The organism is Nocardiopsis sp. NPDC055879, from assembly GCF_053615935.1.
The window spans coordinates 37,920-59,997 of the sequence record NZ_JBSHCT010000021.1; the positions used below are offsets into that span (position 1 = coordinate 37,920).

Sequence of the window (22,078 nt, forward strand, 5' to 3'; positions counted from 1 at the left end):
GAAACCTCCTTGCGACCGGTGTCGTGGCACTGCCAAGGTGATCGCCATGCCCGAGGACATCCCCGAGAACGGCCCCGCCCGGCGTCTCCTGGCCGACGTCGTTCCCCTCACCGGGAGCGAGCGCATGCGTCGGCTCGCTCTCTACGCCCGGCAACACCGACACGGTCCACTGTTGGCCGAGACCGTGTCCGGTCTCGACGCTCTGGACGAGCCGGCTCTGGGCGCGCACCTGGCCTTGGCCGCGCGCGACCCCGCCCTCATCACGCGCTACCTGAACGGTGCGGACCAAGACCTGCGCCGCTCCGTACTGTGCCGGACACCGGGGATGGCTCTGCCGGATCAGACCTTCGAGGCACTGCTGGACGACGCCTCCCACCGGCTGCGCCGCACTCTCTACGTCGTCCTGTACCGGGACCACCGGACCACGGTCGCCGACCGGATCCTGCCCTTGGTCCGAGAACGCCACGGTGAGCGCGAGGCCGCCTCGCTGCTACCCGCCTGTTCCACCCCGACGGTGGACGCGCACCTGGACGAACTGGCCCACCGGGTCGAAGGCTGGTCCCGGTTCGCCCGACGCCATCCGGACCCGTTGCTGAGACGACTGGAACGTGAGAAGGACACGTCCCCGATCACGGGACTGATCTGGGCCCACCCCTGGTACCGCGTGGCCGAAGCCCTCGCCAAGACGAGCCCCGAACTCCTCGTTCCGTTCCTGCGCGAGCGCCTCGAACCGAACGCCCCCTCCACCCACTACGTCCAGGCCCACCGGCTCCTGCACGCGGAAGGTGACGCGCTGCACTACCCGGCCCGTTACCCGGCGTACGCGCGTGACCGTCGCGACGTGGGCGGTCTGATCAAGACCATGCACGACGCCGGCCCCCGGGCCCTGCCGATCCTGCGGGTCATGCGTTACGTGGACCGGGCGCCGATCATCGACCGGTTCGTCGCCGAGGGCGGCGGGGAACGCGCCACCCTGCTCCCCTACCTCGGCCTGTTGCCGGCGGACCGGACGGTGACCGAGGCCAGGCGGATCCTGGATTACCTGGAGAGCTTCCGGGCCGTGCACCCCGACCACACCCACCGGGACGTGGAAGCCCTCGCCCACCTGCCCTTCGAGGAGGCCGAACCCGCCCTGTCCCAGGCGGCCGGAGATCCGGACCCGGACCGCCGCGAACACGCCCTGTACTGGCTGGTCGTGGCCGCCGGACGCGATGGGGCCGGCGCCTTGGCCCGGGTGCTCACCACCCGAACGGCGCGGTCCGCCGCCGACCGCGACCAGGTACGACGCTCCCTGCCCCTGGCGCTGGGGGTGCTGCCCCCGACCGTGATGGCCCCCGAAACCCTGCCCGACCTGTACCGCCTGCTCGACGACGACCTCGCCGCGCCCGACACCACCCACGCCACCCGCTGGGCCTTGGGCCACCTTGCGCTGCGGGTCCTGCGCCACCCCCTGGCCCGGGACCGGACCGATCTGACCGAATGGGCGCTCACCGTCCTCGCGCGGCTGATCGAACGCCACGGCGGGGACGGTGTCACCGGGTACGGAAGAGGCGCCTACGAGCGCTGGCATCGTCGGCCCACGTTGGGTCGGAGGTGGACCCTCGCCGAGGTGCTCACCCCTGATCGGGCGCGGGACCTGTACGACCGGCTCGCGCCCGCGCTGGCCCGTGCTCGGGCCCGGGGAGACCATGACGGCACCCTGGTCCTGGCCCGCGCCCTGGGGCATCACCTGTACGGGATCCCACCGTTGCTCGACCACGACCTGCGCGAGGTCGTGGTCGCGGACCCACCCGTCGCCAGGGCGTATGAGGCGGCGGTGCTCCACCTGCGCGGCACCCGTCCGGGAGAGCGCGCCGAACGGCTGTTCCGTGCCGCTCCCGCCACCGTCCTGATCGAGCCGGTCTGGGAACGCCTGGCCCGGCTGCGTTCCGACCTGGTGGTCGAGGCACTGAGGGAGGCCGCTCGCCTGAGGACGGGCGGTGGACGGCCGCCCCACCGGATCGTCGAGATCCACCGTGACCTGATCCGGACCTGGACGTCGGTCGAACACGCCCACGCGGCCGAGTACCTGCGGGGCGTGGTCGAGGACATGGTGGACCACGACCTGATCCCCGCGCGGGCGCTCGACGGACTGAGCGCCTTGCCCGGCGCCATGGACCACCTGCTGCCCTGGGTCGAGGCGGGCGCATGGACGAAGGAGCCCGCGCTGATCCGGACGGCGCGTTCCGATGACCCCGAACGCGCGCTCGGGGTGCTGTTGGAGCACGTCGACGAGGGCACCTCCTCCCGTGCGGTCGTGGCGGTGCTCGGCTCCTGCGCTCGGCGGGTCCGGTCCTCCACCCTGGTGGCGAGCCTGGGCGAGGTCCTGGCCCGACCGGGCAAGGTGAGCGTGCGCAAGACCGCCGCTCGGATCCTGGGCCTGGTGCGGCCGACCGGTGGCCTGGAACTCCTCGTGGACCTGCTCGATCAGGAGAATCCGCACCGTGACGTGCGCGCGGCCGTACTGGAGGCGCTCATCGCCGGAAGCGACCACCCGGGGGTCCTGCCCGCACTGGAGGAACGCGTCGCTACCTTCGACGACCCCGTGGCCAGGTCCACCCTGCTGGCGCACCCGCCCTTGGACGTACGTCCGGACCTGCGCGCCAGGGTGGCCCGGTTCATGGTGTCCCTTCCCGAGAGCGGCGACCCCGCCATCGACGAGAGCGTCGACGTGTGCGCCCGGATCTCGGGTTGGGCGCTGTGGGACGAGGCCCTCGCCGAGACCCTCATCGAGGACCTGAAGGACCTCTCCCGGTCCGACCAACGTGTGCTGCGCCTCTTCGAGGGGCTGCTCCGGGAAGACCGTTACCGGAAGCGGCTGCCCGCCGTCGTGGCGGAACTGGCGGACCTGTGCCCGCCTGTCGGCCGGGAGGTCCCCGTCCGAGGACCGGAGACCGATCGTCGCCCCTCCCTGCCGCACAGGGCGGTCGCCACCGCCCGGATACTCGCCGAGCGGATCCGGGGACGGGACGACCCGTACACCGCCGTACCCGGCCTGGACCACGCCGTGGAGCGGCTGGCCGCGCACCCGGGACTGCGCGCCGAGGCGCTGCTGCTACGCCTGGCCGACCTGCCCACCCTGACCTGGAACCGGAACCGGATCCTGCCAGCGGAGGTGTTCGAGGCCCGGGTCCGAGCCTGGGCCGACCTGGCCGCCCGCCACCCCGGTGACCGGTCGGCCACACCGGAGGCGGCGGTCGCGGACCTGCTCCCGAGCGGGATCGTCCACGGGGTGGGTCCCCGACACCTCGCCGTGCTGCTGCGTCACCTCGTCGCCCCGGCTCAGCGGGACCGTGGCGAGGCGGGCCGTCTGGTAGGTCTGGTCGCCGTCGCGCTCGCCGAACGGGAGGGCCGACGGCAGGACTGGAGCGATCCGTGGGCGCGGCTCATCGCCGACCTGGGCGCTTCACCTCACGAGGACGTCCGGGTGGCGGCTTGGCGGGCCGCGTCGTTGTGACACCCTCGCGCCGTGGCCGGCCCCGTGACCTGCGGGGCTTGCCTCGGCCCGGGGGAGTGGCCCATGATGTCCGCCATGACGATCAGGAAGGGCGGATGCCGCCCGGGCCGTTGAGCCCCACCACGCCGACGTTCGGGTCGGCCATCGAACTCCTTCACCACCTGAGCCCTCTCTCCAGGCCCGACCGCATGGCCCGGCTGGCCCGGTACGCCCTGGGACACTCGGGTACGCCCCACCTCACCGCGCTCCAGCGCGAGCTCGACGAACACGGGCACGGCCGCCTCGCCCTGCACATGGCCACGGCCGCCCGAGACCTCGACCTCATCGCCCCTCACCTCGCCGGACCCGACCCGGAACTGCGCCGTGCCGCCCTGCGTGCCGTGCGCACCCTCCCGGTCCCCGACGAGGCCGTCCGACCACTGCTCACCGACGCCTCGGCCGGACTCCGCCGAGCCCTGTACCGCACCCTGTTCACCGCCCGCCGGACCACCTTGGCCGACTCCCTCCTGGACCGGGTCCGCGCGGAGTTCGGTGACCAGGACGCGGCGGCGCTCCTACCGGCGTGTACCCCCGACACGGTCACCCGACGACTGCCCGACCTCGCCCACGCGGTCTCCTCCTGGCGTCGCCTGGCCCGGCGCCACCCCGACACCCTGGCCGACCATCTCGCCGAACGGATCACCGACGAGTTCACCTGGTGGCCCCACCGAAGGGCCTTGGCCGCGCTGGACGAGATCCGCCCCGGCCGGGTCCTGGGCATGCTGGAGAACTCGTCGCTGCGGAACCGGAACCTGCGGGTGCCACGCGCCCGCCGGTTGGATCGGACCGACACCCTCGACCCGCACCACGGCGCACCCCTGGGCCCACGGCTGAACCGGGAGCTGTGGCGCGCGATGCGCCGCAACCCCGGGACGGCCCGATGCGTGCTGCGGTCACTGCCCCCGGAACGGGCCGCGGAACGCATCGAACGGGCCATCGAACGCTTGGGCGATCGATCCCCCGAACCCCTGTTCCCGTTCCTGGACCTGCTGCCACCGGCCCGGGCCGAAGAGATCGCCCGCAACGCCCTGCGCCGCTTCGCGGTTTTCCAGCGCACCAACAGCCGGTGCCTGGACGCCCATCGGGACCTGGACGCGATCGTCCACCTGCCCTACGCGGAAGCGGCCCCGCTCCTGTCCGAGGCCGCCTCCGCCGGTGACCCGGAGCGAAGGGCGCGAGGGCTGGCCCGCCTGATGGAGGCCACCGCACGCACCGGTGACCCCGAACTGCTCGCCACCGTCCTGGGTGAGCGGGTCGACCGCCACGGCGCCGACCGTGATCCGGTGCGACGGGCCCTGCTGCGCTCCCTGGTCCCGATGGAACCGACCCTGTTGTCGCCGTGCCTGGACGCCTTGCATCGATTGGTCCGGGACACGCTCCGCTCACGCGACACCTCGGCGACCACCCGTCGGGCGTTGCGTGACCTGGTCGCCCGCCTGCTGCGTCACCCCCGGACCCGCCTCGATCCGGCCGTCCAGGACTGGGGAGTGGAGACCTACGCCCGGCTCGTCGAACGGTTCGGCGCGAGGGGATGGGGGGACCCCGATCGGGCGCGCCACAATCGTCCGTGGTGGGCACGGAACCCGCGGAGCGTCTGGTGGCGCGGGACCGAACCCGCCGGCCACCACCATGGTCCCGAACCGCGTCTGGACCAGATCCTGCCGCCCGGCGCGGAGACGATGCTCCTGGAGCGACTCGCTCCGGGCCTGCGAGCGCTCCGACGCCGTGACCCCGAAGCGCTCATCGCCCTGGCCGGTGAGCTCGGCCGTCGGGGCCGGGCCCTGGCACCGCACCTGCGGGAGATCGTGCTGGACGACCCCGCCCACGGCACCGCGGCGAGGGCCGCCGCCCTGTACCTGTCCGGACCTGAGCGGGCCGACCGGGCACTGGGATTGTTCGAGGGGGATCCGCGCACCGCTCGTGTCCCGCGGGTCTGGGAGACGCTGACCCTGCACCACGGCCCGGACACACTCGACCGGGCTCTGGACGCCGTCCTCGGCCACCCGGATTCCGAGGAACCCACCGATGGACCACGATCCGCCGACGGTTCTTCCTCGCACGAGTGGGAGAACCGGTGGCGCACCGCCGGGGACGACCCGGTATGGGTGCCGCGCGTGGAACGGGTCCTGGCACGGGACTGGCCCGAATCCCTCCGCGCACGTCTGACCACCCACCTGCGGGCGGTGGTCGTCGACCCCGTATCGACCGTCGAGGAGCGCGAGGCCGCGCTGCGTTCGCTGTGCGCGCTCCCCGGCGGCGAGGCGCACCTGGCCGTCCACCTGGCCGGCGACGACGTCCTGCTGCGCGAGGCCACGATGTCGGCCCTGGGCCGCTCCGCCGACCCCGCGGGCACCCTGGAACGGGTCATATCGAACGCCGATGGTCCGCGGTCCAGGGCCGCCGGGCCGGTGATGTCCCGCTGCGCCCGCTGGACACCGCCCTCCCGACTGGGGTCGTCGCTGGCGCGGGCGCTCGAAGGGCCGGTCAAGGTGACCGTCCGTAAGAGTGCGGCCCGGCTCCTGGCCGCCCACCGGCCCGAGGAGGCCGTGCCCTCCCTGACCCGGGTGCTGCGCCGCGAAGCCGAACATCGTGACGTGACGGCCGCCGTGGCCGCCGCGCTCCTACGGTGCGCCGACGACCCCCGTGCCTTGAGTGCCCTGGCCGAACGCGTGCCCGCCCTCGCCTCGGAGGAGATCCAGGTCGCTTTGCTGGGGGTCGACCCGGACCTGCTGGCCCCCGCCGTTCGCGCGCCGGCCGCTCGGATCTTGAACACCCTCCCCGCCCCCGAACGAGGTCATTGGCGAATGGCCGGCTGGTGGGCCCGGTGGGACCTATGGGGTGAGCAGACGATCGACGACGTCGTCGACGCCCTCTGCGACCTCGATCGTCCCTTAACGCGGTCGATGGCCGCGTTGCGCCGCCACCTGGACACGGGGCGCGGTGTGGACCGGATCGCGGAAGCCCTGGGACGCCTCCTGGACCAGGTTCCGCCGGCGGCACGGGGGATCCCACCGCGCCGGACCGGCCCGGAACGGTGGGAGAGCGCCCACCGGCGCGTCCAGGAACTGGCGGGGCTGATGAACACCCTGCTGGAACGCACCGACGCGGGACACATGATCGGGGAGGACCAACGGGACCGGTGCCTGGAGTTGCTCCGGGGCAGAGTCGAGTACCGGAGCGAGACGGTCCGTCTGCTCCAGACCGACCTGAACCGGCGGCTACGGGAACAGGACGACCCGTCCGCCGCGACCGTGGTCGACCACCTGTCCGACGTCGCCGGGGTGCTCGCCCTCGGAGGGGTCGCCGGTCCCCGACACATGGATCGCCACGTCGACGGGATCGTTCCACGGTACGGAAACGGCGGGTTGCCGAACGAGACGTCGGCCGCTGTGGTGCGCGGTCTCCTGGCCGTGGCCGCCGCCGACCCGGGGGAGCATGGGCGGGTCGTGGGAGCCCTGGCGTTGGTGATGGTCGAGCGCTGTGGCGGGGAGACGGGTTGGGCGGATCCCTGGCCGGAACTGCTCACGGCGGTCGGGGCGGTCGGCCACGAGGACCTGCTGCTGCACGCTTGGCACCTGGCCATGGGCTGAGGACGGGGCGTCCGGGCATCACCGCGACGGTGGTCGGACGCCTCCCCTCAGAGGCCCGTGTCAGCCCTCGAACTCGTCCATGGGGACGGTCTCGCGCAGGAAACCGCGCATGTCCAGGAAGTTCGCCAGGTAGTCGCGGTGCTCGTCGCAGGCCACCCACACCTTGCGACGGTCGGGGGTGTGCAGCTTGGGGTTGTTCCACACCAGGGCCCAGTCGGCGGGGGCACGGCAGCCCTTCCGAGAGCAGTGTGCGTCCTTCGTGGTGTCACCCAATGCCGAACCCCAGGAGATCAAGCGGAACCGATGGTCAAGCCACGGCCACGGGCGGGTGGCCACCCGCCCGGGTGTGGACAAAAAGCGACGCCGGGTGGTTACGGGGGCAAACCACCCGGCGTCACATGCGATGTTCCAACGGGGGCTCGGAACATCGCCGCGCGCTCCGACGGGGGACCGAAGCGCTACAACCCAATGTACACCGCCGCCCCCCGGGGTACGTCAAGAGTCAGTTACGACGTTGTCTCGGGAAAGTCCCGTCGACGTAGGGTCTTCAGTCCCAGGTCAGGACTAATCTGACACTTCGCCCCCACTTGTGTCCCTGTGTTCCCCCGAGTCCACCGTGGCACTCGGGTCAATCCGGTCCCACGCGGGACCAAGGCCCCCGGAAAAGGTCGGCAAAGGTCGAGGATCCCCGGTTTCGGAAGGGGATCCGGGACGAATCGGTCATCTCTCACGGCCACGTGTGACCGTGGGGGATCGGGGGGACGCAGGGAACGGGGGCCGCGTCCGCGCCGCCCCCGCAACCGACTACGCAGGGGGTCCACCGATGACCGACCACACCTACCGCGTCACCGAGATCGTCGGCACTTCGCCGGACGGGATCGACCAGGCCATCCGCAACGGCGTCCAACGGGCCTCGGCGACGCTGCGCGGGCTCGACTGGTTCGAGGTCACCCAGGTCCGCGGGCACATCGAGGACGGCCAGGTCGCCCACTTCCAGGTGGGCCTCAAACTCGGTTTCCGGCTGGAGGACTGAACCGGCCCGGACCGGGCCGACGGGAAGGGCTCGCGACCACCGCTACGACCCGAGATCGGTTCGAGCCCTTCCCGGTGAGGGTCAGGCCTCGTCGGGGTCCGGGCCGCGCAGCACGTCCACGTGCACGTGGTCCAGGTGGCGCAGGATCTCGTTGTCGGGGTCGGCCTCGTAGTGGCGCCACCCCAACGACGGGTAGCGGGTGCTCCAGATCTTGTCGTCGAAGATGATCACGTCGACCTGGAAGTCGGGGGCGTGCGCGATGAGCCAGTGCGCCATCAACCACCCTTGGCGGCGGTTGTCCTCGGTGACCGGCCGGTAGAAGATGTCGAGCGCGCGGCCCTCGTAGTGCGCCGACCCCTCACCGTGCCCGGAGTCGTAACCACCGGCCACGTAACCGCCGATGCTGGTGTCGGAGAAGTGCTCCTCCACGCCCGCCTTGAGGGTCTCGGTGCGCGGGGTCATACCGGAGGGCCTCTCCTCCTCGAACTCGACCTCCTCGCCACCGTAACGGCAGGTCAGTGAGGGGCCGGCGTCATCTTCCGGGCCCTCGACGAGCACCCGCATCACCTCGTCCGGGATGTCCTCCACGTCGGGCTGTTCGACCGGGGCGTCGTCGCCCTGGGCGATGACCGCCGCCGCCGTGGTGGCCCGTTGCGCCTGCTCGCGGTCGAGCCGGACCTGGTCGTCGCCGACCCAGACCGAACAGTCCGTTCCCCACGGAGTCGAGACGGGAAAGACCTTCTCCTGGTTGTGCACCACCCACCGGGCGCCGAGGACCGCGACCACGGCGAGCGCGGCCAGGATCGCCGTCGACAGGATCACCCCGTGCCAGCGGCGTCCGGGTGCGGCGGCTCTGTGCGTCATGGACTCTGCCCCTCCACGCCGAGGGCGGGCGACCGGGCGGTCGCCTTCTCGTCCCTGGCGCACGTGTCTGGTGGCCTCGAAGAAGAGGCACTTCGTTTATTGGACACAGTGGCCATTCGAGTCATTCCCGACTGTGGCCTGAATCAAAGTCGGCGGCCCGGGTGAAACCGCCCATGATCACGGCCCCGACCGATCACAGCACCGACCACAGGACGAAGACCCCACCCAGGACGAGGGTGAGGGCCCAGATCCGGTCCATGGTCACACCCTTCCAGCGCAGGGCGTGCACCCCCAGGAAGTCGTAGGCGATGAGCGCCGCCACCCCCGCGGCCGCGAACATGGCCAGGGTGTGCACCCCGGTCGCCGCCAACCCGAGCAGAGTGGCGTCCCACAGGCTCCAGGAACCCTCGACCACCTCCGCCGCGCCGGCCGTCCCGGTCTCGGCCGTGGCCGATCCCGGATCCACCGGTCCGCCTCCCTCCGCCGCCGACATCGCACCGTGCCCGCCATGATCGCCGTGACCACCACCGTCCACGTGGGTGTGCGAGAGCCCGCCCGCCAACACCGGCATCAGCATCAGACCCGCGCCGTGCGCCGAGGCCATCAGGAACGACCAGGCGGTCAGCTGCCACAGCGGAAGCCGCACCTGCCGCCAGTGGAAGTGCCGCCGGGAGAGCAGCATCACCAACCCCACGAGCACGATCACCGCGCCGCCCAGCACCGGGAACAGCACCGAGGCCGTCACCGAACCGGTCACCGTGATCGCCACCGCGGCCACCGCCACACTGCCGGCGTGGCCCACCGCGATCGCCGGCAACGCGCGTAGCACTTGGGCGCGCCCGCCCTCCTGGAGGCCACGGCCGACCGCGAGCAACCAACCCATGCCGGGGTGCAGTCCGTGGAAGGCGCCGAGGGCTACGAGGGTCCAAAGCTGCGCTGCGGTCACGGGGCCAGAGTCACACGCGGTCGAGGCGGTGGCAACGCTCGGTGCGGGACCGGCCGGGACCGGCCACCGCACCGAAGCGGGTTTGGGGCCTCACATCAGGGGCACAGCGCGTCGAGGTCGCTTGCCTCCGCGCCGACCTGGCGCCCCGGGTCGGCCGGAGACTCCTCGTCCAGACCGGTGTAGTCCTGCCACTCGGTCCGCTCCTCCGCGGACTCCTGCCCCGATTCCTCCTCGTCGGAGGCCTCTTCAGAGGGCTCCTCTGAGGACTCGTCCGGCAGCTCGTCGCCCTCGGCACTGCTGTCGATGGCCTCCTGGACCAGATCCTGGATCTCCTCCCAGTCCGGAGCGGCGGTGTTGACCTGGGGTGGGGAGAGCTGGAAGGTGCTCATGGAACCCTCGTCGGTGACCAGGTCGGCCAGCTCGATGAAGGCCGGCACCTTGGACTGGGGGATGTCGGTGGTCAGGGTCCGCTTGGTGGCCCCGGCCAGGCGCCGGTAGCTGGTGAGGACCGTGGAGGGCTCCACCTGCTCGGCGACGTACTTGATCAGACAGCCCTGGCGGCCCATCCGCCCGTAGTCGTCGCTGTTGACCCGGGACCGGCCGTACCAGAGGGCGTCGTGTCCGTTCAGCCGCCGCAGACCCGGCTCCAGCACACCGCCGTGCACGCCATAGGGGATGGGCTCGTCGATGCGCACCTGGATGCCGCCCACGGCGTCGATCAGGTCCCGAAAGCCCATCATGTCGACCATGGCGTAGTAGTCCACGTCCAGGTCCAGGTTGTGCGCGATCACCTTCTTGAGGGTGTCCGCGGCCGGGTCCGGGGCGATGGGGTTCATCGCGAGCTCCTCGGGCTCCTCGGCGATCGTCTGGTAGACGTCGTTGAGCAGCAGGTCGAACCCGTAGGGCTCGGGGTAGCGCTCGGCCAAGGCGCTGTCCTCGGGGAAGTGGACGTCCTCCAGGTTGCGCGGCATGCCCACGAGCACGGTGTCACCTGTGTCGGTGTCCACGCTCGCCACCATCATCGTGTCGGTGCGCGTGCCGTAGCGGTTGTCGCCCGAGTCCGCGCCGATCAGCAGCACGTTGAGCCGCTCGGCCCCGTACCAGGGGTCGGCCGCGTCGTGTGGGGGCAGGTCCTCGCGTTCGGGCGTGCCGAACACCGACCCCAACGTCTCGTAGGCGGTGTACCCGGCGTGCAGCGCCCACGCGGAGGGCACGGCCACGGTCAGGCACAGCAGCAGCACGGTCATGGCGCCGATCATCCGCAGGCCCCGCCCCTTGCCCTCGGGGCGGGTGATCACCCAGGAGTGGACGATCACGCTCATCCACACGACGGCGACGACGAACACCGCGCCCATCGCGCCCAACAACCACATGTCCTGTACGGCCATCCCGGCCAGCACCGTCATGGCGCCGGACTCGTGCGCGCCCAATCGGTAGGCCCACAGTCCCAGGGCGACGATCCCCAGGAGGTAGAGGCCCAGGATCAGGGCGCCCGCCTTGCGTCGCCCCATGCGCAGATGAGCCGCTCCGGGGAAGGGAACCGACACGGCGGTCCACAGCAGCGCCCCACCCGTGCTCGGGCGCCCGCTCCTGGGCTCGGGTGCCTCATCTGGCCGCTCGTCCTCCGCTGCCACCGGCATTCCTCTCACACCAAGGGGCGATCGGGTCCGCCCCGTACTGGTTCATGTGCCCACACCGCGATTCCGGGTGGCGGCCACCTTCGGTTGTGCCTCTTACGGGTTTTACGCCCGTGAACGTCCCCACGGTTCCGACCGCTCACGCCGAAGTCACCGTGCCGGGATCCCATGGTCCCGTGCGTTCTGGGGGCCTTACCCGGGCCCGCCCGTTCAGTGTGGCGCTTTGCGGAGGTTGTATGCACTGCGTACCCGTCTCAAGGGATGTTCTATACAAGTCTGTTATGTGGTCGAGAGGTATCCGATGGGGTTTTGGCAACCCGGCTCGGGCCGGTCAAAGGGGTGAATGAGCCGATTTCTTTGGCGATCCGTAGTACGAGAGGCTCCACAACTGCGATGATCTGGCCGGAGGAGGGGGCGTCGTTCGGGGGAATGGACGACGACATGGGAACGAAAGGCAGGCATCGTGCTCGATGCGGTTGACGCGGCGCTCATGCGCGCGTTGCAGGGGGACGGCAGAGCGACCTTCCAGGCACTGGCCGACGGCGTCGGTCTGTCACGGACCGCGGTGCGCGCTCGCGTGCGGCAACTCGTCCAGTCAGGGGCGATCCGGATCGTCGGCGTATTGCACGCCGGTGTGGTGGGCATGGAGGTCTTGGGCCACGTGTCCTTCCGGATCGGTGGACCGGTCGAACCGGTCCTGGAGGCCCTGGAGGAACGGGAGGCGGTGACCTTCGCGGCGCAGACCGCGGGGCGCTTTCCCGCGGTGGCGCAGGTGCGCGTGGCCGATGACGCCGCGCTCACCAAGGAGATGGCCCACCTGCGCTCGCTGCCGGGTGTGGAGGGCGCGGAGGTCTTCCGGGCCAACGCGGTGTACAAGGACGCCCACAGCAGTGTGAGGGAGCTCCACGACGTCGAACTGGACGCGCTGGACTGGCGACTGGTCCGCAGACTCCTCAAGGACGGCAGGGCTTCGTACGCGGACCTGGCGCGCCAGGTGGGGCTGTCCCAGGCGGCGGCCCGCTCCCGGGTGGTGCGTCTGCTCGAATCCGGGGTGGTGCACGTGACCGCCCTGGTCGATCCCACGGCGGCGGGCTCCAACGAACAGCTCGGATTCGGTCTGCACTGTCGGGGTGACGCCGACGCGCTGGGCAGTGCCCTGGCCAACATGGCCAGGGTCTCCTTCCTGGCCAGCGGGTTCGGGCGCTACGACGTGGTCGGCAGGCTCACCGCCCCCGACCGTTGCCGTCTGGTGGAGGCACTGGAGACCATCCGCTCCACCATGGGTGTCGGTCACGTGGAGACCTGGGAGCACCTGCGGGTGCGCAAGGAACGTCGCGGCGGTGAACGCCCGGAGGCCTGGATCCCGAGCTGAGACGCCCGCCCCCGACCCTTCCGGTGCCGGTCCCGGTCGGCCACCGTGTTCGACCATGGCCCAGGATGGAGCCATGGTGACAGGTGGTCCGGCGGTGCCGGAGGGAACAGGGACACTGCGACTGCGTTCGTACACGTACGCGGGGAACCGGTACGCGGTGATGGGGGTGATCAACCGGACCCCCGACTCCTTCTACGATCAGGGCGCGACCTACGCCCTGGAGGCCGCGTTGGCCTCCGCTGACCACGCCGTGGCGGCGGGGGTGGACGTCATCGACGTGGGCGGGGTCAAGGCCGGTTACGGCGCCCCCGTGGACGAGGACGAGGAGATTCGTCGCACGGTCCCGTTCGTACGTGAGTTGCGCGAGCGCCACCCCGACGTGGTGATCTCCGTGGACACCTGGCGCGCGCGGGTGGGACGCGCGTGCGCGGAGGCCGGCGCGGACATGATCAACGACACCTGGGCCGGGGCCGACCCCGACCTGGCGCGGGTGGCCGCGGAGTACGGCACCGGGCTGGTGTGCAGCCACAGTGGTGGCCTGGCCCCGCGCACCGACCCGCACCGGGTCCACTACGACGACGTCGTCGCGGACGTGATCTCCGGCGTGTGCGCCCTGGCCGAACGAGCGGTCTCCCTGGGTGTGCGGTCCGACGGGGTGATGATCGACCCCACGCACGACTTCGGCAAGAACACCTATCAGTCGTTGGAGCTCACCCGACGGTTGGGCGAACTCGCCGCGACCGGCTGGCCGGTCCTGGTGGCGGTCTCCAACAAGGACTTCGTGGGGGAGACCCTGGGGGTCGGTCTGACCGATCGTGGAGAGGGCACGCTCGCCACGTTGGCGGTCTCGGCGCTGGAGGGCGCCCGGGTGTTCCGGGTGCACGACGTGGCGGCGGCGCGGACGGCCCTGGACACGGTGGCCGCCGTCGGTGCGACGGGTGGTGCGACCGTGTGAGAACCGGTAATGGTTCCGGCCATCCGTGTAACCACCGGTAACATTTTTACGTGTTTCCCGCCCGTATGGCTTGCGTCACGCTTAAGTTACCCGTGAGTATGGAGGAGGCCGGTTCGAGCCGGCCGCACCGGGCGCGGGTGTAATGGAGGCTGACATGGCGCTTGCGAAGACGTTGACGGCTGTGGGGACGGTGGCACTGGCCCGAAGCGGAGGCCGACCGTTCGGTACCCACCTCTTCTCCGTCTGGCCGGGAGCCGCGTTCGCCGCGACCGCCTTCCCGGTCCGCTGCGCCCCAGGGGACAACCTCGCGCTACACGTGGCCGTCGCCCAGGCCCCACCCGGTTCCGCGCTCATCGTGGACGTCTCGGGTGAACCCGAGTACGGCTACGTGGACGAGATCCTCGCCGTGGCCGCCCGTACCAAGGGCATCGTCGGGATCGTCCTTGAGGGATGCGTGCGCGACGTCGCCGCCATCGCCCACTGCGAACTCCCCGTCTTCGGCACCGGTGTCTCGGTCCGCGAGGCCGGGCACGACGCCGGTGGTTCGGTGGGCCGCCAGATCACCATGGAGGCCACCGGCCCCGTACCGCTGTCGGTCCGCCGCGGAGACTGGATCGTCGCCGACGACGACGGGGTGGTCTGCCTGCCGCGCGGCCAGGTCAGCGCCATCATCGCCGACACCATGAGCAGCATCTCCCGCGAACGCGAGATCATCGACGCCGTGAGCGAGGGGGCGAGCACCTTGGACCTGCTCGGCCTGGATCCCTCGCGGGTCACCGGATGGGAAGAGGCCCCCGACCCGCCGACCGACCTCACCACCCGCCGCGGCCGCCCCCGCGCGCTCAACCCGCGGATGCGGTCGCGTCGCGGCTCCTTCTCGGCGGTCACCGACGTCTACGGCGGGGACCACTGAGAAGACGGTGCGGTGTCAGTCCTCGGTGAGGGACAGCAACTCGTCGAGGTAACAGGTGGCCTCACGGGCGGCCCGGATCGGATCCGCGTCGCGAACGGCCTCGGTCAGCTTGCTGTGGTCTATCCCCTCGGTGGCGGAGGAGGGTTGCTCGGCGGCCTCGTCGCTCTGTTCGTAGGCGGTGTGGGCGATGCTCGCGTAGACCACCTGGGCGATGTCGTCGTACAGGTCGATGAGCAGGGTGTTGTGGGTGGCGTTGACCACCGCCCGGTGGAAGGTGAAGTCCGCCTCCACGAACGCGCCCATGTCGCGGCCGAGCCACGCCTCCTCGCGCAGGGCCATGGCCCGATCGATGTCGGCCATGTCCTCCTCGGTGTGGCGCATCGCCGCGAGACGCGCCGCCTCCACCTCCAGGGCGCGCCGGACCTCCAGGTTCTCCCGCACGCGGGAGCGCTCCAGGCGCCTGCGCAGGGCGCCACCGAGCTCGCTGGAGGCGCGTACGAAGGTGCCGGCGCCCTGGCGAATCTCCAACAGGCCCGCGTGGGCCAGGGCGCGAACCGCCTCACGGACGGTGTTGCGGCCGACTTCGAGCTGTTCTGACAACTCCGATTCGGTGGGGATACGGTCGCCCACACCCCATTCACCGGAGTCGATCTGGGCTCTTAGCTGGCTGATGACCTGGTCGACCAGACCGGTCCGGCGTGTAGAGGCGAGGGGCACGCGTAAACCTCCTAGGGGCGGGTCGCCGGATGACAGGGCCAGCGCACAGGTATGGAACGGTTAAGGAGGGAGCCTAGACCAGATGGGCATGGGAATAGGCCCTCATGGGCAATGCGTTATCCTCATGAAGTACATAGGGTCATCCTACGATTATGTGAGCCGCGTCCCATGAGCGCCACCCCTACGCGCATGACACCTCCCGAAAACACCTCCGCGGCCGGGACCGAAACCGCCTCCGCGCTTCCGCGCAAGGCCTTGGTCCTGGTCGCCGTGGCCATCGCACTGGCCGCACTCAACCTGCGCACCGCCATCACCAGCGTCGGACCCGTCCTGGACGAGGTCACGAGTGGTCTGGGCATGAGCGCGGTGGGCGCCGGCCTGCTCACGACCCTGCCCGTACTGTGTTTCGCGCTCCTGGGCGGGCTCACCCCCACCCTCGCCCGCCGGCTCGGCTCCCACCACCTGCTCGTGTACGCGCTGAGCGCGCTCACTCTCGGCCTCGTCGCCCGGGCCCTGGCACCCGAACCCTGGTTGTTCCTCGCCCTGAGCGTCGTCGCGCTGACCGGTGGCGCGATCGGCAACGTCATCCTCCCCGCCCTGGTCAAGCAGCACTTCCCCCACCGGGTCGGGCTGATGACCACCGTCTACACCACCGGCCTGGCCGTCGGTACCGCCATCGCCGCCGCCGTCACCGTGCCCCTGGAGGAGGCCACCGGTGAGTGGCGTGTGGCCATCGGGGTCTACGCGCTCTTCGGGCTGGTCGCCGTACTGCCCTGGCTGCTGGTCCTGCGCCACGAACCGGCCACGGGCGGGAGTGGCCGCGCGATCGGACCGCGCCGGGTCCTGTCCACCGGTCTGGGTTGGCAGGGGGTGGTGTACTTCGGTACCCAGTCCTCCATCGCCTACATCATGTTCGGCTGGTTCGCCCAGATGCTGCGCGACCAGGGCATGGACGCCCAGTCCGCCGGAGTCATGCTGGCCTACCTGACCGCCCTGGGCATCCCCATGTCGCTGGTGTTGCCCACGCTCATCGTGCGCGTGCGCGACCAACGCCCCTTCGTGGTGCTGTTCGTCGTCGCCTACCTGGCCGGGTTCATCGGCCTGTGGATCTCGCCGCTGTCGGGCACCTGGGTGTGGACCACCCTCATCGGCGTGGGCATGGGCAGCTTCGTCCTGGCCCTGACCATCTTCGCCGTGCGCACCCGCACCGCCGAGGGGACCGCCGCCATGTCCGCCTCCAGCCAGAGCCTCGGCTACCTGCTGGGTGGCGCCGGGCCGTTCCTCTTCGGAATGCTGCACGAGGTCTCGGGCGGCTGGCACGCCCCGATGATCATGATCACCGGCATCGTCGTCATCAACCTCGCCGTCGGCCTGCTGGTGGGACGTCCCCGCTACCTGGAGGACGTCATCGCCGAACGAGAGGCCCGCACCCGACCGACCGGCTAGAGCCAGTCGTGCTCGCGGGCGTAGCGGGCGGCCTGGTGACGCGTCCGGGTCTGCGTCTTGCCCATCGCGCTGGACAGGTAGTTGCGCACCGTGCCCTGGGCCAGGTGCAACCGTCCGGCGATCTCCGCGACCGAATAGCCATCGCCGGTCACCCGCAGCACGTCGACCTCCCGGGCGGTGAGCGGGTTGTCGTCGATGACCGCCAGTGCCGACACGTCCGGGTCGATCCACCGGCGCCCCTCGTGCAGACTTCGCACGACGGAGGCGATGTGCGCCGGTTCCGCCGACTTGCTGACGAATCCCTGTACGCCGAGCTTCAGGGCACGGCGCAGCACCCCGGGGCGGGCGTGCCGGGTGAGCATGAGGATCACCTGCTCCGGTAGCTCCCGGCGGATCCGCGCCACCGCGTCCAGACCGTCGACCCCGGGCATCTCCAGGTCGATGACGAGCACGTCGGGCCGATGCCGCAGGGTCGCCTCCACCGCCGCCCCTCCCTCCTCGGCCTCCGCGAGCACGGTGATCTCGTCCTCCATGGGCAGCAACGCCGCCAACGCCGAACGCAGTAGGGCCTCATCGTCGGCCAGGACCACGGTGGTCATCGAGCATCCTTCCAAGATCGGGCGGTGATGTCCGAAACGGTGTCCGAATCATCGGTGAGAGAAGCGCTAGGGGCGGGAAAGGTCGCCTCGGTCAGGAAGTCCTCGCCGGAGCGCTCCACGACCAACTCCCCGCCCAGATCACTTACGCGGGCGCGCAGCGCCGCCAGCCCGCGCAGTTCGGTGGCGGGTCCCGTCCGCGCACCGTCGTTGGTGATGGAGATGCCGCGTTCCGTCAACGTGATCCGGACCCGTTCCGCCTGGGCGTGTCGCAGGATGTTGGTGGTCGTCTCCCGCAGCACCTGGCCGAGTATCTCGCCCACCCGTGAATCGACCTCGTTCCGGCGTTCGACGGACACCCGGATCCCCGCGGCCTCGAAAAGGTTGCCGGCGTTCTCCAGTTCCGCGGACAGGTTGAGTCGCCGCTGCGCGTGGGCGAGTTCCTTGGTCCGGGCGATGGTGTCACCGACCAGCTCGTACACTTCACCCAGCTCCCGGTCGGCCCGTTCCCGGTCCTGCCGCCCCTGGTCGCGACCCAGCAGCTTGCGGGCCAGCGCCACCTTCAGCTTCACCACGTGCAGGGTGTGCCCCTGGATGTCGTGCAGGTCGCCGGCGAACCGCACCCTTTCACGGGACACCGCCAGGTCGGCCTCGCGTTGACGGGACCGTTCCAGCTCGTCCACGAGTCCGGACATCACCTGGACGAGGGACGTCAGGACGCTTCCCGTGACCGCGACGCACACGGTGGCCACACTGTGGGTGAGCAACTCAAAGGGAGACAGCCCCAGGGTCAGGGGCATGGCGGCGAGTACCACCACACCGAAGCCGATCAAGAGCACGGTCGCCGCACGCCGGTGCCGGGGAAGCCGTTGGACGAACAACGTCCCGACGATGGCCAGCCCGAAGGACGCCGACAGGGTCTCGGCCACCAGGACCCCGACCGCCCACACCACGGCGGTCACCACCAGGCCCGGAACCAGGACCGTCAACCGCTCGTCCGTCGCCGACCGGTTGACGGTGAACAACGCCGTGGCCAGGCCTATCGCCAGAAGGAGGGCGTGCCACCAGACCTGGGCGTCGGTGATCACCAACAACGCGCCGGTGGCGGACAGCGCCGCCGTCACGACGCTGACGTTGAGCCTGCGCAGATCACGTGGTGTCGCCTCGGTCTTTTCGGGCATGGCGGGTGACCTTTCAGGTTGCGGGACCGGCCCCAGTATTCAGGTCGCGCACGGACGCCACCAGTGACACCACGTCATGCCCCGCACTAGGGAAAGTCACGGTCGGCTCCTGACACGGTGACACTGCCCGCCGAGCGTCGCGAAGACTGTAATCGAAGCATGGCGAACACAACGGTCATCGACGTCCAACGTCTCAACGTCCGCTACGGCGACTTCCACGCCGTCAAGGACCTGTCCTTCCAGGTGAACCGAGGGGAGCTGTACGCGCTCCTGGGCACCAACGGCGCGGGCAAGACCTCCACCCTGGAGACCATCGAGGGGCACCGAGCCGCCACCTCGGGCGAGGTCCTCGTCTTCGGGCACGACCCTCGTGATCGCCGCGCCGTGCGCCCCCGCATGGGCGTCATGTTGCAGGAGAGCGGGTTCACCCCGGACCTGACGGTACGCGAATCGGTCCGGCTCATCGGGGCGCTGACCCGCCGCACCGACGACGTCGGCCGCGTCCTGGCGGTCGTCGACCTCACCCGCAAGGCCGACACCAAGGTGGCCCAGCTCTCCGGTGGTGAGAAACGGCGACTGGACTTCGCCACCGCCGTGTACGGGACACCCGAACTGGTGTTCCTGGACGAACCCACCACCGGCCTGGACATCCGTTCCCGGGACGAGCTGTGGGCCGCGGTGGAACGGATGCGCGAGGCCGGTTCCACGGTCGTGCTCACCACGCACTACCTGGAGGAGGCCCAACAGCGCGCCGACCGCATCGGCCTGATGCACCGGGGTTCGCTACAGCGGGAGGGGACGGTCGCCGAACTCACGCGGGCGTTGCCGTCCGTCATCCGCTTCTCCGTGCCCGACACCGCGCCGCGCCCACCGTCGTCGGCGGCCCACCAGGGGGACGGAACGTTCCTGGTGGAGACCCTCGACCTCCAGGGGGACATGTACGCCCTGCTCGGCTGGGCGCGGGAGCACGCGGTGGAACTGCGCGGACTGGAAGCCGGCCCGACCCGCCTGGACGACGTCTTCCGCGCCCTGGACACCGCCGACGCCTGACCCCGCCCCGAGCACCACACCCATAAAGGACCCACGCCATGCTCACCATCGCCCAAGGCGAACTGATCCAGATCTTCCGAAACCGGTTGGTCCTGGTCACCATGCTCGTACTCCCGGCGGCGTTCAGTGCCTTCTACATCTACCTGCACGACCTCATCCCCGCCCTGGACCTGGGGGCGACCGCCGCGGTGGTGACGTTCCTCGTGATCGCACTGGGTCTGTACAGCACCTCGGTGACCACGCTCGCCTCCCGCAGGCAGAACCTCTTCCTCAAGCGACTGCGCTCCACGGCCGCCGGCGACGGCGAGATCCTGGCCGGGCTGCTGCTACCCGTCACCGTCATCACCGTGCTCCAGGTGGCCGTGGTCCTGATCGCGCTGACCGTGTTCGCCGGCGGACCGGCCGACCCGCCGCTGTTGACCGTGGCGGTGCTGTCCACGGTCGTCATGATGCTGGGGCTGGGGCTGGCCACGGCCGGGGTGACCGACTCCCCGGACCACGCCCAGGTCACCACGCTGCCCCTGCTGGTGGGCACACTCGCCGTGTCCGGCTGGGTGGGGTTCACCGGAACCGAGGAACTCACCCTGCTCAAGCGGCTGCTGCCCGGCGGTTCGGCGAGCGAACTGATCGTCAACGCCTGGAACGGCGGCATGCCGCTCGGCGACTCCCTGTGGCTCCTGGCGCCCACCCTGGCCTGGGTCGCGGTCGCCCTCTTCGCCGCCACCCGACTCTTTCGCTGGGAACCACGCCGCTGACCACCGGCCCCGTCACCAGAAGTCCACGAGCCTTCGCGGGTCGACGCAGTCGATGGTCACCTGCAAGATCACGTCCATGCGCGGAGCCCGCCACACCGCTCCGACATTCCCACCAGTGACATGGCGTCATGGGCTCGCCCTCACGGAAGTCACGGGCGAGGGGTGACGTGGACGCACTGCCCGGGACCACCCCCGACGGGAGACGGTGGCCACATGACCTCGAAACCCCCGACCCGGAGCCCATCACCATGACACTCCGCCGTACCGAGACCACCTCCACCACCGCCGGATCCACCCCGGTCACCGAACGCGCCCTGGCCCCGGACCTCGCCCGGGGCGCGATGCTGCTGCTCATCGCGCTGGCCCACGTGCCCTGGTTCCTCTACGACGCCCCCGTGGGCGCGACCATGCTGCACCCCGTCGACGGAGGGATCGCCGACCGGATCGTCCAGGCCCTGACCCTGATCGTCGTGGACGCCCGTACCCACACCATGTTCGGGTTCCTGTTCGCCTACGGGGTCGGACAGATGTACGCGCGACAGACGGCGCGCGGCACGAGCCCGGATACGGCCCGCCGACTCCTGCGCCGCCGACACCTGTGGATGATCCTCTTCGGGGCGGTGCACGCCGCCCTGCTGTGGCAGGGCGACATCGTCGGTGTCTACGGACTCATCGGGCTGATCATGGTCCCGCTGTTCCTGGGCCGCACCGACCGGACCCTGCGCGTGTGGGTGGTGGTCCTGCTGACCCTGGGAGCCCTGGCCACGATCGTCTCGACCATCTCCGGGCTGCTCGTGGACTCTGCCGGTCCCATGCCCGCCGACCTGCAGCGGCTCAGCATCGCCGAGGCCGACTACGCGACCTCCGCCGCGGTCCGCTTCCCCACCTGGCTCTTCACCCTGCTCTCCAGCCTGTTCACCCTCGCCCTGCCCACGGCCTTCCTCATCGGGCTCCTCGCGGCCCGACACCGCGTCCTGGAGGAGCCCGCCCGACACCTGTCGCTGCTGCGCCGGACCGCGTTCGTGGGCATCCTGCTCGGCTGGACCACGGGTGTCGCGGCGGCCCTGGGGCACCTCGGACTCCTCGAAGCCGTCCCCGAGAGCGCCCTGGGCGGTGCGCACTTCTACACCGGGATCTTCGCCGGGGTGGGCTACGCCGCCCTCTTCGGGCTCATCGCCCACCGGCTCGACACCCGCCGGGCCCGAGAGTCGCTTCCGGTCCGCGCGATGGTCGCCCTGGGCCGCCGCTCGCTCAGCGGTTATCTCGCCCAGTCGCTGGTGTTCGCCCCGTTCCTGGCGGCGTGGGGACTGGGTCTGGGCGTGCACCTGTCGAGCTGGTCGGCGGCGCTGGTGGCCCTCGCCACCTGGCTGCTCACCATGGTGGCGGCGTATCGGATGGACCGCGCCGGGACGCGCGGCCCCGCCGAGACCCTGCTGCGTCGACTCACCTACCGACGCGCCCCGCGCCGATGACCGGAGCCGGAACGGA

Annotated in this window: 17 protein-coding genes; 10 read left to right on the forward strand and 7 right to left on the reverse strand. The window is 70.8% G+C overall.

The features are described from left to right. Positions 1-46: 46 nt before the first annotated feature. The gene (locus tag ACWGKS_RS23340) at positions 47-3,496 is read left to right on the forward strand and encodes a HEAT repeat domain-containing protein (RefSeq protein WP_452524046.1); all 3,450 of its coding nucleotides are present in this window, start codon (positions 47-49) and stop codon (positions 3,494-3,496) included. A gap of 95 nt (positions 3,497-3,591) precedes the next feature. Further along, positions 3,592-7,125 carry a hypothetical protein gene (locus tag ACWGKS_RS23345; RefSeq protein WP_358506382.1) on the forward strand — a complete coding sequence of 1,178 codons (3,534 nt, stop codon included), beginning with the start codon at positions 3,592-3,594 and terminating at the stop codon, positions 7,123-7,125. A gap of 60 nt (positions 7,126-7,185) precedes the next feature. Here ACWGKS_RS23345 and ACWGKS_RS23350 read toward each other — a convergent pair whose 3' ends face one another. Beyond that, the gene (locus ACWGKS_RS23350) at positions 7,186-7,398 is read right to left on the reverse strand and encodes a hypothetical protein (protein ID WP_358506385.1); all 213 of its coding nucleotides are present in this window, start codon (positions 7,396-7,398) and stop codon (positions 7,186-7,188) included. Between the two features lie 550 nt (positions 7,399-7,948). Between ACWGKS_RS23350 and ACWGKS_RS23355 the strand changes: the two genes are divergently transcribed. Further along, positions 7,949-8,158, forward strand: a complete 210-nt coding sequence (locus ACWGKS_RS23355; RefSeq protein WP_358506388.1) for a dodecin — start codon at positions 7,949-7,951, stop codon at positions 8,156-8,158. 81 nt (positions 8,159-8,239) lie between these two features. Here the strand turns inward: ACWGKS_RS23355 and ACWGKS_RS23360 are convergent, their stop codons facing one another. From ACWGKS_RS23360 to ACWGKS_RS23370, 3 genes are all read right to left on the reverse strand, one after another. Further along, positions 8,240-9,022, reverse strand: a complete 783-nt coding sequence (locus ACWGKS_RS23360) for a hypothetical protein (protein ID WP_358506391.1) — start codon at positions 9,020-9,022, stop codon at positions 8,240-8,242. Between the two features lie 193 nt (positions 9,023-9,215). Further along, entirely contained in the window at positions 9,216-9,968 is a 753-nt protein-coding gene (locus ACWGKS_RS23365; RefSeq protein WP_358506394.1) for a cell wall anchor protein, read from the reverse strand. Positions 9,969-10,063: 95 nt separating this feature from the next. Beyond that, positions 10,064-11,602: an LCP family protein gene (locus ACWGKS_RS23370; RefSeq protein ID WP_358506397.1), complete on the reverse strand. Its 1,539-nt coding sequence runs from the start codon at positions 11,600-11,602 to the stop codon at positions 10,064-10,066. Between the two features lie 466 nt (positions 11,603-12,068). Here ACWGKS_RS23370 and ACWGKS_RS23375 point away from each other — a divergent pair, with 466 nt between their 5' ends. The 3 genes from ACWGKS_RS23375 (at position 12,069) to ACWGKS_RS23385 (ending at position 14,845) form a co-directional block, all read left to right on the forward strand. Continuing rightward, entirely contained in the window at positions 12,069-12,977 is a 909-nt protein-coding gene (locus tag ACWGKS_RS23375) for an Lrp/AsnC family transcriptional regulator (RefSeq protein ID WP_358506400.1), read from the forward strand. A 73-nt stretch (positions 12,978-13,050) separates the two neighbouring features. After that, positions 13,051-13,932: a dihydropteroate synthase gene (gene folP / locus ACWGKS_RS23380; RefSeq protein WP_358506571.1), complete on the forward strand. Its 882-nt coding sequence runs from the start codon at positions 13,051-13,053 to the stop codon at positions 13,930-13,932. A gap of 181 nt (positions 13,933-14,113) precedes the next feature. Further along, positions 14,114-14,845 carry an RraA family protein gene (locus ACWGKS_RS23385; RefSeq protein ID WP_358506574.1) on the forward strand — a complete coding sequence of 244 codons (732 nt, stop codon included), beginning with the start codon at positions 14,114-14,116 and terminating at the stop codon, positions 14,843-14,845. Positions 14,846-14,860: 15 nt separating this feature from the next. On the opposite strand, the gene ACWGKS_RS23390 is transcribed toward ACWGKS_RS23385, so the two are convergent. Next, positions 14,861-15,562: a FadR/GntR family transcriptional regulator gene (locus ACWGKS_RS23390; RefSeq protein WP_358506403.1), complete on the reverse strand. Its 702-nt coding sequence runs from the start codon at positions 15,560-15,562 to the stop codon at positions 14,861-14,863. 189 nt (positions 15,563-15,751) lie between these two features. Between ACWGKS_RS23390 and ACWGKS_RS23395 the strand changes: the two genes are divergently transcribed. Beyond that, a complete protein-coding gene (locus ACWGKS_RS23395; protein WP_358506406.1) occupies positions 15,752-17,008 on the forward strand; it encodes a CynX/NimT family MFS transporter in 1,257 nt (418 codons plus the stop codon). Here the strand turns inward: ACWGKS_RS23395 and ACWGKS_RS23400 are convergent. Together ACWGKS_RS23400 and ACWGKS_RS23405 are read right to left on the reverse strand one after the other, a co-directional pair. Next, positions 17,005-17,607, reverse strand: coding sequence for a response regulator transcription factor (locus ACWGKS_RS23400; RefSeq protein WP_358506409.1), 603 nt, complete (start codon positions 17,605-17,607; stop codon positions 17,005-17,007). The genes ACWGKS_RS23395 and ACWGKS_RS23400 overlap by 4 nt on opposite strands. Beyond that, the gene (locus ACWGKS_RS23405; RefSeq protein ID WP_358506411.1) at positions 17,604-18,785 is read right to left on the reverse strand and encodes a sensor histidine kinase; all 1,182 of its coding nucleotides are present in this window, start codon (positions 18,783-18,785) and stop codon (positions 17,604-17,606) included. Before ACWGKS_RS23405 ends, ACWGKS_RS23400 begins: the two co-directional genes overlap by 4 nt. A 159-nt stretch (positions 18,786-18,944) precedes the next feature. On the opposite strand from ACWGKS_RS23405, the gene ACWGKS_RS23410 reads away from it, so the two are divergent. The 3 genes from ACWGKS_RS23410 to ACWGKS_RS23420 all read left to right on the forward strand — a co-directional run bounded on the left by ACWGKS_RS23410 (position 18,945) and on the right by ACWGKS_RS23420 (position 22,062). Further along, positions 18,945-19,835 carry an ABC transporter ATP-binding protein gene (locus ACWGKS_RS23410; RefSeq protein ID WP_358506414.1) on the forward strand — a complete coding sequence of 297 codons (891 nt, stop codon included), beginning with the start codon at positions 18,945-18,947 and terminating at the stop codon, positions 19,833-19,835. A gap of 38 nt (positions 19,836-19,873) precedes the next feature. After that, positions 19,874-20,590, forward strand: a complete 717-nt coding sequence (locus tag ACWGKS_RS23415; RefSeq protein WP_358506417.1) for an ABC transporter permease — start codon at positions 19,874-19,876, stop codon at positions 20,588-20,590. A 167-nt stretch (positions 20,591-20,757) separates the two neighbouring features. Continuing rightward, a complete protein-coding gene (locus tag ACWGKS_RS23420; protein WP_358506420.1) occupies positions 20,758-22,062 on the forward strand; it encodes a DUF418 domain-containing protein in 1,305 nt (434 codons plus the stop codon). Positions 22,063-22,078: the final 16 nt, after the last annotated feature.

Excerpts from the sequence above, each read along its gene's own strand:
- ACWGKS_RS23345 (WP_358506382.1), top strand. The coding sequence starts at position 3,592 with ATGCCGCCCGGGCCGTTGAGCCCCACCACGCCGACGTTCGGGTCGGCC.
- ACWGKS_RS23355 (WP_358506388.1), top strand. The coding sequence starts at position 7,949 with ATGACCGACCACACCTACCGCGTCACCGAGATCGTCGGCACTTCGCCG.
- ACWGKS_RS23360 (WP_358506391.1), bottom strand. The coding sequence starts at position 9,022 with ATGACGCACAGAGCCGCCGCACCCGGACGCCGCTGGCACGGGGTGATC.
- ACWGKS_RS23410 (WP_358506414.1), top strand. The coding sequence starts at position 18,945 with ATGGCGAACACAACGGTCATCGACGTCCAACGTCTCAACGTCCGCTAC.
- ACWGKS_RS23400 (WP_358506409.1), bottom strand. The coding sequence starts at position 17,607 with ATGACCACCGTGGTCCTGGCCGACGATGAGGCCCTACTGCGTTCGGCG.
- ACWGKS_RS23415 (WP_358506417.1), top strand. The coding sequence starts at position 19,874 with ATGCTCACCATCGCCCAAGGCGAACTGATCCAGATCTTCCGAAACCGG.
- ACWGKS_RS23405 (WP_358506411.1), bottom strand. The coding sequence starts at position 18,785 with ATGCCCGAAAAGACCGAGGCGACACCACGTGATCTGCGCAGGCTCAAC.
- ACWGKS_RS23340 (WP_452524046.1), top strand. The coding sequence starts at position 47 with ATGCCCGAGGACATCCCCGAGAACGGCCCCGCCCGGCGTCTCCTGGCC.
- folP (WP_358506571.1), top strand. The coding sequence starts at position 13,051 with ATGGTGACAGGTGGTCCGGCGGTGCCGGAGGGAACAGGGACACTGCGA.
- ACWGKS_RS23395 (WP_358506406.1), top strand. The coding sequence starts at position 15,752 with ATGACACCTCCCGAAAACACCTCCGCGGCCGGGACCGAAACCGCCTCC.